Source organism: Bradyrhizobium sp. MV1.5 (assembly GCF_055807615.1).
Map to the genome: position 1 here is coordinate 118,236 of NZ_JBVVPL010000012.1, position 14,510 is coordinate 132,745.

The window sequence follows — 14,510 nt, forward strand, 5'->3', positions numbered from 1 at the left end:
AATGGCTGGTTTAACCCTCTAAACTGGAGCGCCGGTGTTCCGAACACGGCGACCAGCGCAAACATTGACACGGTGATCCCAAATTCGACGGAGGTCAGGGGACCGGGAGCAACAGCACTAAACCTTGCAGTCGGTCAAAACGGGACAGGAATGCTCGTCATCCGAAACGGCGGAACATTGACCGACATAGGCGGCTTTATTGGTAATTTGCCGGGTTCGCAGGGTACCGTGACCGTTTCCGACGCCGGCTCCACATGGACGAACATTGGCAACCTCGTGGTCGGCGGTTTGGGCGCGGGCGCGCTCACCGTCGAAAGCGGCGGTACCGTGAACAGTTTCGGCGGCGTCTCCGTCGGATTGTCTACCAACTCGTCGGGGACAGTGACGGTTACCGGCGCGGGCTCCAGTTTGAACATCACTGCAGGCGGCGGGTTCAATATCGGCAGTTTTGGCACGGGCACGCTCACGATCACGAACGGTGGAACGGTCATCAATAACACTGCGTTCACTGCCAACGTTGGTAGCAATGCAGGCTCGCTCGGTACGGTAAGGGTGGCGGGCGCGGGCTCTATCTGGAGCAACAGTTCGGGCGTGAACGTCGGCAACTCGGGCACCGGCACGCTTACGCTTGCGGAAGGCGGCGTCGTTACGGCGCCTACTGTTGTGATCGCGGCAAATGTAGGTGCGACTGGAACGCTCAACATCGGCGCGGGCGCGAGCGCCCCGGCGGCTGCGCCCGGCACGCTCAACACCCCGAGCGTGACGTTTGGCGCCGGCGCCGGCGCAATCAACTTCAATCATACGTCCGTCGACTATGTGTTTGCACCGACGATCAGCGGTGCCGGCACCGTCAATGTGCTTGCCGGTACCACCAGGCTCACCGCTGCCAACAGCTATTTCGGCGCGACGAACGTCAACGCGGGCACGTTGGGAGCCGGCGCGGTGAATACGTTCAGTCCAAATTCGGCAGTAGCGGTGGCCCCAGCTGGAACGCTCGATCTCAACGGCTTCAACCAGACCGTACTCAGCCTCACGAACCGCGGTCTGGTGAGCATGGGTACGAGCGCTGCCCCGGGCACGGTCTTGACGACGAACGGCTACATCGGGATTGGCGGAACGATCGCGATGAACACATTTCTTGGCGCCGACGGTTCGCCGTCGGACAGGCTCGTCATCAATGGCGGGAATGCGACCGGGAATTCCTTTTTGCGCATCACCAATGTCGGCGGCCCCGGCGCCGAGACGGTGGCAAACGGCATTACAGTGGTGCAGGCAATTAACGGCGGCACGACGGCTCAAGGTGCTTTCGCGCTTGCCGGCGAGGTGCGCGGTGGCGCCTTTGACTATTTTCTTTTCCGTGGTGGCCTCGACCCCAGCAACAGTCCCAACGACTGGTTCCTACGATCGACCTTCACCGTGGGGCCGCCGATCGAGCCGCCGACCTTGCCGCTGCCGATCCTGCCGCCCGAGCCGCCGGTGACAGGGCCGCTGCCGCCGGGCGTCTATCCAATTATTGGGCCGGAGATCGCGACCTATGGCGTGGTCCAGCCGATCGCCCGGCAATTGGGGATGACGACGCTTGGCACCTTGCATGAACGCACCGGCGATACTTCGCCGACCGCAAACACGGACACGCCGTGCCCAACCGATGGTAACACATGGGACAGGATGCCGCGCAGGACACCGGTGAAGGCGTCGACAGATTGCCTGAATGCCGTCTGGGGACCTTCGGTCTGGGGCCGGTTCCTGGGCCAGCAGATCGACAACCACTACAAGGCGTTCGCTGATCCGCGCACCTCCGGACAGGTGCTGGGTTTTCAGAGCGGAATGGATCTCTGGCGAGGCGAATGGATACCGGGCCATCGCGATGCCGGAGGCATTTATGTCGGATATGCCAACGCCAATGTCGATGTGAGCGGCCTGGTCACGAACGAAGCAGCGACCGGCTACGTGCTCCGTCACACCGGCGGTCTCAATCTCAATGCATGGTCGGGCGGCGCTTACTGGACGCATTACGGCCCGAATGACTGGTACCTCGACGCGGTGGCGCAGGCGACGCGCTATGAAGGCGCGGCCTCGACGCAATTCGCCAGCCTTTCAACCACCGGTTTCGGCTTCCTCTCGTCGTTGGAGACGGGCTATCCCATTCGGCTGCCAATGTTCGGGCCGGGCTTCGTGCTGGAGCCGCAGGCGCAGATCGTCTGGCAACATGTGTCGTTCGACGACGCCCATGATGGCCTAGGTGCGGTCGCACTGGGTACTACGTCGGGCACCAGCGGGCGGATTGGCCTGCGCGGCCGATGGACCGTCGTCAGCGACAGCGGCCAGGTGTGGCAGCCTTATGTTCGCGCCAATCTGTGGCGCGATTGGGCGGCGCAGGCGACGACGACATTTTCCGGTGTCGATCTGGTGCCGCTGTTGGAGCAGGCCACGCGCCTGCAACTGGGAGGCGGGGTGAGCGTGAGGATGAACGCCAACGTCAGCTTCTACGCCAATGCCGACTACCAGTTCGCTGTCAGCGATACCGACGGAGGCAGGCGCGACGGCGTCCGCGGAGCGGCCGGTATGCGATATGCGTGGTGAACTCGAGGTCATACGGAGAAAAGAGTAGCTAAGAGCAATAAAGTGATCTTGCAAATCCCATTCCCGCCTCCGTCCCGTTCACCCTTCTCCGGCCACCACTTCGACGGCGGAAATCTTCTGGCTAAAGATAACGGATGGGACCGCATGCTGAATTGGTGCCAGTTGTCTGAAGCGGTTGGGCGGCTTGCCTGTTTGTCGCGGCCCGGCGATCTGCCCTCCCTCGCCTTTACAGAAAGTCGCCAACATCGCCGGTTGGCGCAAATCCCGCATCCGCCAAGGCTTGACCGCAGCAACGACGGCCAGGACCACACGTCTATATTTTGGCATCCGGTGAAACACGCCGAAACTAACAAAATACTTGAAGCACGGATTTTTCGACTACCCTGATGCAGGCTGTTTCAGCGGGCTTCACCAAATTGAGGGCCCGGCCCTAAGCCTTCCAGCGGTCCGCACGACAAGCTGAAAGACTCAAAGCCGAGCCCTTTGGTCCAAGCCTTAGGAGCCGAAACCACATGGATAACAGCATCGCCGCCTCCGCCGCCGGCAAGCGCGGCCGCAACAGCAGCGTCATCCTGACCGACCGCCTGTGCGAGAAGCGGGTCGCCAAGCAAAGCCAAGCTCTACGACCGCAAACGCCCTGGTGTCTACGTCAGCATCACCGCGGCGGGCGTGGCGACCTTCTCGTACAAGTTCACCGACCGGCAGACCGGGAAGCAGCGTACCGGCTGGCTCGGCGTCTACAATCCCGAGACCTTCACCGTCGAGGACGCCCACAGCAAGGCCTACGGCCTCAAGGGACTGGGTGCCAAAGCTCTCGCCGAGAGTTTCCGGGACCAGAAGGCCAACAAGGCAAAGCGCGGCAAGACCGTCGCCGAGATCATTGAGGAGCGGATCGACTGGATGAAGACGCCAGTCAAGAAGCCGGATGGCGAGATGCGGCCCCGGCTTGAGGCTTCGGAAAATACGGCGAGCCACCTGCGCCGGTTTCTCGGTGCGAGGCTTGGCAAGACACTCGCGAGAGACGTCACGAAGCTGACATCGCAACACTCTCGAATGACATTGTCGCGGGGAAGTTCGGCAAGCCCTCCGTCAGCAACGCCCGCCATATGCGCAAGGCAGCCTCGGGGCTGTTCAACTGGGCGGCTGAAGCGGGCCGCGACTATGTGACCGCCAGTCCTTGCATCAACCTGCCGAAGCTCGATCCCGGGCATCCGCGCACGCGAGTCCTGTCGGAGAATGAGATCAGGATCTTCTGGCATGGACTGGATCGCAAGGACCTGCCCTGGGACCGCCGGACCCGGCTGGCGCTCAAGTTCGAGCTCGTAACCATGCTGCGCTCGCGTGAGTTGCTCGGCGCGCACCGGAGCGAGTTGTTCGACTCGACCGCGAGCATCCGCGGTTTGACATGCCCCTCAAGCGGGTCAAAAAGCGGCGCGGGATCCAGCAGCCCTTGTCTGATCTGGCGATCATCAAGGAAGCGCTCGCGCGGGAGGATCAGCAATTTGTGTTCGAAAGCCCCATGTACAAGGGCCAGCCGATCCACCGCAAAGCGATGGCCGATGCGTTGCGCGGCACAAAACACGAGAAGAACGAGGACAAGACCAAGACGCCTGGGCTAGGCGCCGGCGATCGAGGATCGCGCCTGATGGCCGCCATGGCAGCAAGGAGCGTGATTTAATTCTTCGGTGCAAACGCTTCGGTCGCCGCCTTCATGGCAGACTCGCCCATGCTTCTGGTTTGCTCGGTGAGCAATCGCATTTGGGCCTGGAAGAAATCAGACTGGATCTCGAGGGCGTCCTTCATGTCCTTGGCCTGCATGAGCCTGTCGCCGAGGTCGAACGTCGCGGTGACGTTGCGTTGCATGTAGCCGCAGAACTCCTTGGCGCCGCTTGCAATCGGCAGCTTTGAGGCACTTAAGCCCATTTCCAGCTGCTCGAAATACTCGGCGTTTGCCTTGCGCAGGCGAACAAGCGTCTCGGCGAGCATGGTGCGGATACCCGCTGCGGATGGATTGCTATCGGCCATGGTGTCATTCCTCCTTGTTATGCCGTAAGTCCCCCGAACCACGCGCCAAAATAGCCGGCGTAGAGCGCGGGCATTTCGAGATTCATCGAATGTCCGATACCGGGCACCACGACGAGGCGGCAGTCCGGCATTGCCGCGGCCATCGTGCGAAGGTCGGCGGGGGGGATCCAGCCGTCCCGTTCGCCCCACAATACCAAATGCGAATGCCCGATCTCCGGCATGCGGCTCTCCAATTCCCGACTCTCCCGCTCGCGTGTGAGATTGACGGGCGTCCCGATCCAGATGCCCTCGGAGACGCCGAAGGTTTGTTCGATGATCCGCTCGAACAGCGCCTGGATGTCCGCGCCCCCTGGACGGAATTGCGGGATCTTGTTCGGCGCCATGCTTTCCGGCACGAACAGCGATGATGCCGCGGTCGCCATCACCGAACGGGTCAACTCCTTGCTCGCCATCATCGCCCGAAACAGTCCGATCTGATCAGCATTGAAGGCCATGCCCAACGGCGTGACCGGATCAAGCGCAAATACACGCCCGAACCGCCGTGGCTGCATCAGCAGCATGCGGGCCGCGATGATGCCGCCGGTCGAATGCGTTGCAAGATGGCAGTATCCAATGTCCAGCGTATCGAGCGCGGCCAGCATGTCTTCCGCATGCTGCTGCATCGTATAGTTGGTGTAGTCGACCGTAGGCTTCGGCCGGTCGCTATCACCGCAGCCGCGCCAGTCGATCCCGATCACGCGGAGGCCGGAGGGAAACAGCGGCGCAGCGAGCTCGATCCAGTCCTTGCTGGCGAGATTGCCGTGGATGAAGACGACGGTGACGTCGCCTCGTCCCCACTCTCGCCAGCCCAGCTGGACTTCGCCTGCCTGCACCCTCGGCATCAACCGGCCCTACTTGTTGAGGCCAGCGGTAGGCGCGGCCCCCGGCGGGGTCGGAGCCACCGGCAAGGCCGAGACCACCGCCCCCTTGATCATGCGATCGGTTCCGACCGGCGATGAGGTGTCGACGCTTCCCCGCGTCACGAAATCCACGACATCGGACGGGTATTCGACCGGATTGTCTGTGTGAATGAAATGCCCGGTCTCCGGATAGATCTTGAGGATCGGCCGATTGCCTGCATTGCTCATGCGCGTCATGAACGGCGTGATGGCGTCGCGTCCGAGGTCCGTCAGCCCGTTGAATGCCGGCGTCGGGATGAACGGCTCCTTGTCGCCGAATGCAAGGAAGATCGGCGCCTTGATCTGCGTGAGCCGCTTGTAGAGGTTCTTCGGATCATCCTGCTGCAGTTCCGCGCCGATCGTGTAGATGTCGTAGATAAAGATATTACACCACTGCTCCAGCTCCTTCGGATTGCCCTTGGTCAGTCCGACGCGCTGCTCGGTGTGGAGGCGGGCATATTCGCTGTCGCTGAAGAAATAGCCGCTTTTGGCGGCCGACACCGCGCCGGTCTCCGGGTCACGCTTCTTGAAGTAGAAGAAGTCCCGGATGTTCTGCTCGTCGCGCGCCTTCTCCGCGGCAAGGATCCCGGTCTGGTCCCAGGTCGCCCTCCATTTGTCGAAGTCATGATCGAAGGCCGGGTCGAACAGCGGCGCCTTTTTGCCCTTGGCGATGGTGATCTCGCGCGGATATTCCTCGAGACCGGACGGCGCCTCCAGCGCGAGGCCCTGCACTGCATCCGGCCAGGTCAGGGCATAACCCATCACGAACTGACCGCCGAGCGAATGGCCGAGATAATACGCCTTCTTGACGCCGAGCTGGTTGACGACGAGATCGTAGATGACCTCGCGCATGTCCTGCATGGTGCGCGCCGGGCTCTTGTCGAGATTGCCGGGGCCTGACATGCCGTAATGCGGCAGGTCGGGCACGATCACGCGCAAGCCGCTGCGTAGTGCATACTGCATGATGTTGCCGTAGTGCCCGCCGAACGCGCCCTTGCCATGGATGATCACAAGGATCTTCGGATCCTTCTCCGTGCCGGCATATTCATCCATGTAGCCGATCTGCCAGGAATTTCCGCCCTTGTCTTTGGCATTGGCGTATTTGACCGGATAGGGATAGGTCACGAACTCTTTCCAGAACGACTTTTTGGGGTCGATGTTCTCGGCGACGCCGGGCACGCGATAATTCTTGTCAACGAACTTCTGCGCGCGGTCCAGGCTCGCCACATCATCCATGAAGGCAACGAACTTCGGGTCGTTCTTGCGCTGGTTGATGATCGGAAACACACCATAATGTGCGACCGGGCTTTCCTGAGCGATAAGGTCCGCACCGGGTACACGGTCGACAGCCTTCTGAGCCAACTTGAAGTTCAGCCACAGGTCATTCGTGATGTGCATCACCAGCGTCCGCGCCTGGATGCGGCCGAGATAAGGGTTGATGTTGTGGGTTTCGCCGACACGGTTGCGCCAGACCAGGTCGACCGCATCGTAAAGCTTGGCACGGTTGACGACGTTCAACGCCGCTTTTTCGTTCGGTGGGTCCCAATAGAAGATTTCGGGCTGGACGGCGCCCCAATTCTGGGTCGTACGGAACGCAAAGTCATAGCCCGTCATGCCGAGGATCGACCAGCCGAACGCCACGCCCGGCATCGGATGCTTCTCCTTGGGCAGCTTGTAATAATCACCCTTCGTGTTCTGCCACACCGGATCGGATTCGATCGCTGCCGTCATCATCTGGAATGTCCAGTTGCCGACCGGATCTTCGCCATCCGACTGCGTGGTGCCGCCGATCGGCATCAGTGCGCCGATATATTCGGGATGCATCACGCCCCAGACATAGGTCTGCGTGCCGCCCATGGAAACGCCGGACACCAGCGCAACGCGCGCGACCTTCAGCCCGTCGCGCAGCATTCGGTAATTGGCCTGGACCATGTCATAGTAGCTGTACTGCGGAAACTTTACGCCGAGACCGTCCGAAGGTTTGCTGGCGCCCCAGGTTCCAAGCGGATCGACCATGATGACATAGTAGCGATCCGTATCGATCGGCCGGCCCGGGCCGATAATTGGCACGGTGCCTGATAACGCTGCTCCTTTGACCCACTGCTCGTACATGTCAGTGGAGTCACCGGAATAATATGAGTTGATGACAACGGCATTGGTGATCTCACCAGCTGCGTTGCGCCGCGGCGTACCGACGGCGATATAGGCGGTGTGCAGTTTCCCGGCGCCAAGCGATTCAAGGGTGACACCGCCCTCCCCGCCATTCTCCCACTTCGAGGGATCAGCGAGATCGTACTTGCCGCCAAGCCGGAAATTCGCAATCTCGTACGTCTTCTTCAGCCCATCATGCTGTATCTGCGACGAGCGGCGTGTGAAGGGCTGCGCGACCGCGAGCGATGTCCCGATCAACAGCAGCAGCAGGCTGATGAGATATCGCCGCATGACATGTCTCCCGATCATGACGAATTCCTCCGGCAGGCTTGATTTTTGCCGAAAGCTAGGAGCGGACGCGGCGCGACCCTTGATCTAGCGCAAGGGAATTTGAACTGCCCGCGCGAGAATTTTGAGAACAAATTACATGCCGGGTCGCCGCGATGCCTTTCCTTACCCACGGCTCCTACCGGATCCGGTATGAGCTCGACGGTCCTGCGACGGCGCCGGCCTACGTGCTGGTCAATGGACTGACTCAATATTCCGAACTGTGGACCGCTTATCGCGACGCGCTCATCGCGCGGGGGTTTCGCGTCGCGACATTCGATCTGCTCGGCCAGGGCGCCTCCGACAAGCCCACGCTTTTCATTAATCAGGACGACCATGTCCTTGCGCTGCATCGCCTGATCGAGATGCTTGGTGAAGGTCCGGTCTTCCTCAGTGGAATTAGCTTCGGCGGCCTGATCGCGCTGCGCTACGCCATCGAGCATGGGGCGCGCCTCTCGGGTCTGGTGCCAATGAGTTGCTTTGCCGAGCTTTCGCCTCAACTTCTCCTGATCGGCAACGCACTACGCACCGGCCTAATTCTGGGTGGAACCGGCTATCTCCAGGATCTGCTGCTGCCGATGAATCTGTCCGATGAATGGTTGAAGCCGCTGTTGGACAAGCTCGACGTGGTCAAGCGGCAGGGCTGGCTGGTCAATGACCTCTACGCGTTGCAGAACCTGATGGAGTCGTTCCTCGACTTCCAGCCGCTGACGCCGCAACTCGCCTCGATCGCCGTCCCAACCATGATCCTAAACGGAGAGTTCGACTTCCTGACGCCGCGCGCCCTACACGAGACGCTGCGTGTCGGAATCCCCAACAGCGCGCTCGTGATCATCCCAGGCGCCTATCACGCTTTCACGTTGGAAAAGGGTGCGCTCACAGCCGACCTGCTCGCGCGCTTCGCCGATGACGTGCTGGCCGGACGCTGGCAGGGGAACAAGGCGGTCTGGATTGCGCCTGAGGATCCTGGCGGTGAGCTCACTCCATTTCCCGCCGGCTACGACCATCTGCGTGCCATCCCCGTCCAGAGGACCCGGGCATGAGCGGACTTCTCGGACCACTCGACTCCGAAGGCCGCGTGCCGCCCAGCCAGCAGACCCGCGTCGCCGCTTTCCTGATCTCGGCCCATGGCGCTCTCGCAAGGCAGTTCGCCCTCGCCCTGCCGGCTAAGTTCGAGGCCGGTTGGCAGACAGAACTGAACGCTCAGCTCTACCGCGAAAGCGAGATCGTCTCGCTTCTGATGCGCGCAACCACATGGGTGCCGGATCTCGCCCTGGGTTATATGGCCGTATCCTGGGAGGCCGCCTGGCTTCCGGCGCCGAACGAAGGCATTGCCGATCGCTCTCTTTGGCAAGCAGTCCACCTCGCCACGCTCGCGCATGCCATCCACGCCGGGATCCGGCCAGCGGCGTTACTACCGCTTGAGGCAAACCCGAATGACCCCTTCGTGATGGCTTTGCGCCGCATCGAGTTCGAGAGCGGGCGCTTGTTGCAGGCGCAAATCCTGTTCCTGAAAGGTCCCGACCTGCTACCCTTCCGCGACACCGTCAGTACAGTCCTGGAAAGCCGACACACCGAACTGCGCAAGCTCTGGCACGACACGCTCGCGAGCCTGGGAATCGTCTGCGAATGATGCGGAGCCTTGACGCAGATCAAAGCAGCGCGACTTCCGCCCTCCAGCATTTATCGACCGCCCTGCACGCGCCGACCGGAGTTCTCCCTCATGAAGGCCATTTCGCTTGAAGAAGCCGTCGCAATGATCCCGGCCGGGGCGAGTGTCATGGTCGGCGGGTTCATGGGTGTCGGGACACCGGAGCGCCTGCTCGACGAGGTGGTGCGGCAGAAGAAGGGCGGCCTGTCGCTGATCTGCAACGACGCGGCGATCCCCGGCAAGGGCGTCGGCAAGCTGTTCGATGCTGCGCTGGTCGCGCGATTGACTGCAACGCATATCGGTCTGAATGCGAAGGCACAGCAGCAGATGCTGGCAAACCAGATCGCCGTTGATCTGGTACCCCAGGGAACCTTCGTCGAGCGCATTCGTGCGGGTGGATGCGGGCTGGGTGGAGTTTTGACGCCAACCGGCGTCGGCACGCTGGTTGCGCAGGGCAAGCGCGAGATCGAAGTCGACGGAAAGCCTTTTCTGCTTGAGACGGCCTTGCGTGCGCAGTTTGCGCTAGTGCACGCCTTCCTTGCCGACTACCTCGGCAACTTGGCGTACGCACTGACCTCGCGCAACTTCAATCCAGTCATGGCGATGGCCGCCGACACCGTGATCGTCACGGCGGAGAACATTGTGCCGGTCGGCGTGATCGCGCCCGACCACGTCGTGACCCCGGCGCCGCTCGTCGACTACCTCATTACAAACGGGTGACGACATGGATCCGCAGATCATCATCGCCCGGCGCGTCGCCAAGGAGCTTCGGAGCGGCGATCTCGTCAATCTCGGCATTGGTATTCCGACGCTGGTCGCGAACTACGTTCCAACGGACCTGAAAGTGTTCTTCCAGTCGGAAAACGGCCTGATCGGAACGGGGCCTATCCCCGAGCAAGGCCTGGCTCATCCGACGCTAACGGACGCAGGGGGGCGCCCGATTAGCGCACTGCCCGGGGCCTCGACCTTTGACAGCGCGATGTCGTTCGGGCTGATCCGCGGCGGCCATGTCGACGTCACGGTGCTTGGCGGTCTTCAGGTCGATGCCCATGGCCATCTCGCCAACTGGATGATCCCGGGCAAGATGGTTCCTGGCATGGGCGGCGCCATGGATCTCGTCAGCGGCGCGAAGCGGGTCATCGTCGCCATGCAGCATGCTGCAAAGGGCAAGTCAAAGATCGTTGCCAAATGCAGCTTGCCACTGACCTCGGCGCGACCGGTGAATCTGGTCGTCACCGACTTGGCTGTGATCGGCTTTGCCGATGGCAGGGCGACGCTTCTAGAGACCGCGCCGGGCGTCACGATCGGCGAAGTGATGGCCGCGACAGAAGCCGACCTCCTCGTCGGCGACCATGTCCGGGAGATGATGATCTGAAGGTAAGGGACATGCGGATATTCGGCGATTTTGATGAGATAAGATCTGCGGTCGGCACCGAAATCGGCGCTAGTGAGTGGATCGAGGTGACGCAGGACCGCATCAACAAGTTTGCGGAAGCGACCTGCGATGAACAGTGGATCCATGTCGATCAGGAGCGCGCGAGGAAAGAAATGCCCGGGGGCACCACCATCGCCCATGGCATGCTGTCCCTGGCGTTGGCACCGATGTTCATCCGCTCGGTGATGGGGTTAAAAGGCCTCCGAAACACCCTGAACTACGGTGCCGACCGGATCAGGTACCTTTCACCGGTCCCGGCGGGCTCGAAGCTGCGCGGCCGCGTCAGCGTTGCTGAAACGGAGGACGTGCCTCCCGACGGGCTGCGCGTGAACTATCATCTGGTCATCGAGATCGAAGGCGGCAAACGACCGGCCTGCGTCGCCGAGTTGATCGCCCTGCACTATCGCTGAGCCGCGTCCCGTCCTCTTCAATCGATGATGTGATAGCCGCCATCAATATAGAGAACGCTTCCCGTAATGAGCTTCGCCCCGTCGAGCGCGAGAAATGCCGTGGCATTGCCGACATCTTCAATGCTGACGAGACTGCGCGAGGGCGCCTTCGATTGCGCCTTGTCCATCAGTTCGTCGAAGTCGGGAATGCCTGATGCCGCGCGCGTGGCCAGCGGTCCGGGCGAAATGGCGTGCACGCGGATACCCTTCGGGCCCAGCTCGGCCGCAATGTAGCGCACCGACGCTTCGAGCGCGGCCTTAGCTACGCCCATCACGTTGTAATTCTCGACCACCATCTGACTGCCATAATAGGTCATGGTAAACATGGTGCCGCCGTTCTTCATCAGCGGCTCGGCCAGATGAGCCATGCGCATGAAGGACCAGCAGGAGACCTCCATCGTCTTCAGAAACCCGTCGCGGCCGACGTCCACCACACGTCCGTGCAAGGCTTCCTTCGGTGAGAAGGCGATCGAATGCAGCAGGAAATCGAGTTGGCCCCAGTCCCTCTCGATCCGGGCAAACACGTCTTCAGTCTGCCCCTCCGTCATGACATCGAGGGGCATGAAAATAGACGCCTCGAGTGCCTGCGCAAGAGGCTCGACGTGCTTCTTCGCGCGCTCGTTCAGGTAGGTGACGGCGACATCAGCGCCGAGAGCGCGAAAGGCCTTGGCGCACCCCCATGCGATCGACTGGTCGTTGGCGATTCCTACGACGAGGCCTTTTTTCCCCTTCAGGGCAATCTTGGAATCTGGAAACACTGGAATCATGATGCCCTCTCCTGCCTCTGATTGTTCGATGTTCTCTTCATCAGCAGCGACAGTGTGTGCTGCGCGATCATCAGCTCCTCGTCGGTCGGCACCACATAGACTGGAATGCGACTGTCGGGACCCGAGATCAGCTGTGAGTGGCGCGTATTCTCGGCTTGATTGAGGGTGACGCCCAGCCACGCGAGCTGGCCAGCGACATGCGCGCGAATTGTTGCGGAATTTTCACCGATACCGGCTGTAAAGACAAACGCGTCCAGCCCCTGCAGCGCCGCGGCAAGCATCCCGGCATTGAGCCCTATGCGGTAGCTGAAATATTCAATCGCGAGTCTGGCTCGCGGATCCTCACTGCTCTCCAGCTCCCGCATATCGTTGCTGACGCCGGATAACCCCTTCAAGCCGCAATCGCGATAAAAGAAGTTCTGGATGTTGGAGGCTGACATCCCCTTCTCGGAAATCAGATACAGCACCACCCCGGGGTCGATCTGACCCGGGCGGGTTCCCATCGGAAGCCCGTCGAGAGCGGTGAATCCCATGGTGCTTTCGACGCTTCGTCCCGCGCTCAAAGCGCACATCGAGGCGCCGCTTCCGAGGTGAGCGACGATCACCCGACCATTCGCGATTTTCGGCGCGACCTTTGGCAAGGTCTTCGCAATGTATTCGTAGGAGAGACCGTGAAAGCCGTAGCGACGCACGCCTTCAGCATAAAGATGATGCGGGATCGCATAATGATCGGCGACCGCGCTATGCGTGCGATGAAATGCAGTATCGAAACAGGCGACCTGCGGAAGCTCCGGGAAATTGCCGAGAATCGAGCGGATCGGCGCCAGATTATGGGGTTGATGCAGCGGCGCGAGCGCAATGAACCGCTCCAGCCGGGTGACGACACCATGATCGATCTGGATCGGCCGGTCGTAGTCCGGACCACCGTGAACGACGCGATGACCGACAGCGATCGGGTGAATGCGTTGCTCGTCCCGCAACCAGGCACCGGCAATGTCCATCGCGGCCGGAACATCCGGCACCGCCTCGATCGGATAGGCGCGATCCGCAAGCGGATCGCCGGTGGAGCCACTCGCGCGCAAACGCGGGCGGCTGCCGATCCCATCCATCTGCCCTTTCAGCTGTCGCCGCAATATTCCGTCACCCTCGATCGAGTAGACCTGGAACTTGACGCTGGAGGAGCCGGCATTGACCACAAGGATGGTATCCATGGCGTTCACGCGGCAATCGTTGGAGCACGCCGGCGCCGGGCATGGGCATACAGCGCAGCGACCGCGCACGAGGCCATCCGCGCACGCGCCGAATCCGCGCGTGACGTCAGGACGACCGGGACGCGGGCTCCGAGCACGATGCCGGCGCCGTCCGCCTTGGCGAAATAGGCGAGATTCTTTGCCAGCATGTTGCCGGCCTCCAGGTCGGGAACGACCAGGATCTGAGCGCGACCGGCGACCTCGGACTTGATCCCCTTGATGCGCGCCGCCTCCACGTCGATGGCGTTGTCGAAGGCCAGCGGACCGTCGAGGATCCCTCCGGTGATCTGCCCGCGGTCCGCCATCTTGCAGAGTGCCGCCGCCTCTATCGTAGACGGAATTTTCGAGGTCACGGTTTCAACCGCTGACAGGATTGCCACGCGCGGCGATTTGCCGAACCCAGCTTCCACATACAGATCAATGGCGTTCTGGATGATGTCGCGTTTGGCGTCCAGATCAGGGAAGATGTTGATGGCCGCGTCCGTCACGAAGATGGTCTCCGCATAGGCCGGCACGTCCATCACGAAGACATGGCTGATACGCCGATCGGTACGCAGGCCTCCGGCCTTCGCGGTGACCGCGCGCATCAACTCATCCGTATGCAAGCTGCCTTTCATCAACAGCTCACCTCGGCCGGCGTGGATCAGCTCTACCCCCTTTGCAGCGGCTTCATCGCTATGTGCTGCGTCAACAAGCTCGAAGGCCGCGATGTCGAGACCATGCCTGGCGGCCGTATCCCGGATCTTCCTTTCAGGTCCGACCAGGAGCGGCCGGATAATGCCGGCCTGTGCACTATCGACAGCGCCCCGCAATGAGCTTTCATCGCACGGATGCACAACGATGGTTGGGGCCGGCGGCACGGCCTGCGCGGCCGCGATCAAGCGGTCGTATTTGCTCGGGGACTGTGCCTGCGACGTGTCGGCTGACATGAGCC

At 61.6% G+C, this 14,510-nt stretch carries 14 protein-coding genes; 8 read left to right on the forward strand and 6 right to left on the reverse strand.

Features of this window, described 5'->3' with window-relative positions; genetic code table 11:
- Nucleotides 1-150 precede the first annotated feature (150 nt).
- From AC0L2J_RS14450 to AC0L2J_RS14460, 3 genes are all read left to right on the forward strand, one after another.
- On the forward strand, nucleotides 151-2,583 hold the full coding sequence (locus tag AC0L2J_RS14450; RefSeq protein WP_473390949.1) for an autotransporter family protein: 2,433 nt from the start codon (nucleotides 151-153) through the stop codon (nucleotides 2,581-2,583).
- A gap of 669 nt (nucleotides 2,584-3,252) precedes the next feature.
- The gene (locus AC0L2J_RS14455) at nucleotides 3,253-3,750 is read left to right on the forward strand and encodes a hypothetical protein (RefSeq protein WP_007613183.1); all 498 of its coding nucleotides are present in this window, start codon (nucleotides 3,253-3,255) and stop codon (nucleotides 3,748-3,750) included.
- Nucleotides 3,751-4,033: 283 nt separating this feature from the next.
- Complete coding sequence (locus AC0L2J_RS14460) at nucleotides 4,034-4,261, forward strand: hypothetical protein (protein WP_231170972.1); 228 nt, start codon at nucleotides 4,034-4,036, stop codon at nucleotides 4,259-4,261.
- On the opposite strand, the gene AC0L2J_RS14465 is transcribed toward AC0L2J_RS14460, so the two are convergent.
- Genes AC0L2J_RS14465 through AC0L2J_RS14475 form a run of 3 tightly spaced genes read right to left on the reverse strand, consistent with a single transcriptional unit; the run spans nucleotide 4,258 to nucleotide 8,006 of the window.
- A complete protein-coding gene (locus AC0L2J_RS14465) occupies nucleotides 4,258-4,608 on the reverse strand; it encodes a phasin (protein WP_007613186.1) in 351 nt (116 codons plus the stop codon). The two genes, AC0L2J_RS14460 and AC0L2J_RS14465, sit on opposite strands and share 4 nt — an antisense overlap.
- Nucleotides 4,609-4,625: 17 nt before the next feature.
- On the reverse strand, nucleotides 4,626-5,489 hold the full coding sequence (locus AC0L2J_RS14470) for an alpha/beta fold hydrolase (RefSeq protein ID WP_473390958.1): 864 nt from the start codon (nucleotides 5,487-5,489) through the stop codon (nucleotides 4,626-4,628).
- 9 nt (nucleotides 5,490-5,498) lie between these two features.
- Nucleotides 5,499-8,006: an alpha/beta hydrolase gene (locus tag AC0L2J_RS14475; protein ID WP_063995343.1), complete on the reverse strand. Its 2,508-nt coding sequence runs from the start codon at nucleotides 8,004-8,006 to the stop codon at nucleotides 5,499-5,501.
- Nucleotides 8,007-8,140: 134 nt separating this feature from the next.
- Here AC0L2J_RS14475 and AC0L2J_RS14480 point away from each other — a divergent pair, with 134 nt between their 5' ends.
- The 5 genes from AC0L2J_RS14480 (at nucleotide 8,141) to AC0L2J_RS14500 (ending at nucleotide 11,520) form a co-directional block, all read left to right on the forward strand.
- A complete protein-coding gene (locus tag AC0L2J_RS14480) occupies nucleotides 8,141-9,067 on the forward strand; it encodes an alpha/beta fold hydrolase (protein WP_063995342.1) in 927 nt (308 codons plus the stop codon).
- A complete protein-coding gene (locus AC0L2J_RS14485) occupies nucleotides 9,064-9,657 on the forward strand; it encodes a hypothetical protein (protein WP_007613194.1) in 594 nt (197 codons plus the stop codon). Before AC0L2J_RS14480 ends, AC0L2J_RS14485 begins: the two co-directional genes overlap by 4 nt.
- 90 nt (nucleotides 9,658-9,747) lie before the next feature.
- Nucleotides 9,748-10,395, forward strand: coding sequence for a CoA transferase subunit A (locus AC0L2J_RS14490; protein WP_007613196.1), 648 nt, complete (start codon nucleotides 9,748-9,750; stop codon nucleotides 10,393-10,395).
- A gap of 4 nt (nucleotides 10,396-10,399) precedes the next feature.
- Nucleotides 10,400-11,050 carry a 3-oxoacid CoA-transferase subunit B gene (locus AC0L2J_RS14495; protein WP_063995341.1) on the forward strand — a complete coding sequence of 217 codons (651 nt, stop codon included), beginning with the start codon at nucleotides 10,400-10,402 and terminating at the stop codon, nucleotides 11,048-11,050.
- A gap of 11 nt (nucleotides 11,051-11,061) precedes the next feature.
- A complete protein-coding gene (locus AC0L2J_RS14500) occupies nucleotides 11,062-11,520 on the forward strand; it encodes a MaoC family dehydratase (protein ID WP_007613199.1) in 459 nt (152 codons plus the stop codon).
- Between the two features lie 17 nt (nucleotides 11,521-11,537).
- Here AC0L2J_RS14500 and fabI read toward each other — a convergent pair whose 3' ends face one another.
- The 3 genes from fabI to AC0L2J_RS14515 are packed head-to-tail and all read right to left on the reverse strand — an operon-like array spanning nucleotide 11,538 to nucleotide 14,505.
- Nucleotides 11,538-12,326: an enoyl-ACP reductase FabI gene (gene fabI, locus AC0L2J_RS14505; RefSeq protein ID WP_063995340.1), complete on the reverse strand. Its 789-nt coding sequence runs from the start codon at nucleotides 12,324-12,326 to the stop codon at nucleotides 11,538-11,540.
- Entirely contained in the window at nucleotides 12,323-13,537 is a 1,215-nt protein-coding gene (locus tag AC0L2J_RS14510) for an acetate/propionate family kinase (RefSeq protein ID WP_063995339.1), read from the reverse strand. Before AC0L2J_RS14510 ends, fabI begins: the two co-directional genes overlap by 4 nt.
- A 5-nt stretch (nucleotides 13,538-13,542) precedes the next feature.
- Nucleotides 13,543-14,505 (reverse strand): phosphate acetyltransferase, encoded by a 963-nt coding sequence (locus tag AC0L2J_RS14515; protein ID WP_473390960.1) that lies wholly within the window; start codon nucleotides 14,503-14,505, stop codon nucleotides 13,543-13,545.
- Nucleotides 14,506-14,510: the final 5 nt, after the last annotated feature.

Coding starts and splice junctions, on each gene's coding strand:
- AC0L2J_RS14450 (WP_473390949.1), top strand. CDS start 151: ATGCTCGTCATCCGAAACGGCGGAACATTGACCGACATAGGCGGCTTT.
- AC0L2J_RS14465 (WP_007613186.1), bottom strand. CDS start 4,608: ATGGCCGATAGCAATCCATCCGCAGCGGGTATCCGCACCATGCTCGCC.
- AC0L2J_RS14470 (WP_473390958.1), bottom strand. CDS start 5,489: ATGCCGAGGGTGCAGGCAGGCGAAGTCCAGCTGGGCTGGCGAGAGTGG.
- AC0L2J_RS14475 (WP_063995343.1), bottom strand. CDS start 8,006: ATGATCGGGAGACATGTCATGCGGCGATATCTCATCAGCCTGCTGCTG.
- AC0L2J_RS14480 (WP_063995342.1), top strand. CDS start 8,141: ATGCCTTTCCTTACCCACGGCTCCTACCGGATCCGGTATGAGCTCGAC.
- AC0L2J_RS14485 (WP_007613194.1), top strand. CDS start 9,064: ATGAGCGGACTTCTCGGACCACTCGACTCCGAAGGCCGCGTGCCGCCC.
- AC0L2J_RS14490 (WP_007613196.1), top strand. CDS start 9,748: ATGAAGGCCATTTCGCTTGAAGAAGCCGTCGCAATGATCCCGGCCGGG.
- AC0L2J_RS14495 (WP_063995341.1), top strand. CDS start 10,400: ATGGATCCGCAGATCATCATCGCCCGGCGCGTCGCCAAGGAGCTTCGG.
- AC0L2J_RS14500 (WP_007613199.1), top strand. CDS start 11,062: ATGCGGATATTCGGCGATTTTGATGAGATAAGATCTGCGGTCGGCACC.
- fabI (WP_063995340.1), bottom strand. CDS start 12,326: ATGATTCCAGTGTTTCCAGATTCCAAGATTGCCCTGAAGGGGAAAAAA.
- AC0L2J_RS14510 (WP_063995339.1), bottom strand. CDS start 13,537: ATGGATACCATCCTTGTGGTCAATGCCGGCTCCTCCAGCGTCAAGTTC.
- AC0L2J_RS14515 (WP_473390960.1), bottom strand. CDS start 14,505: ATGTCAGCCGACACGTCGCAGGCACAGTCCCCGAGCAAATACGACCGC.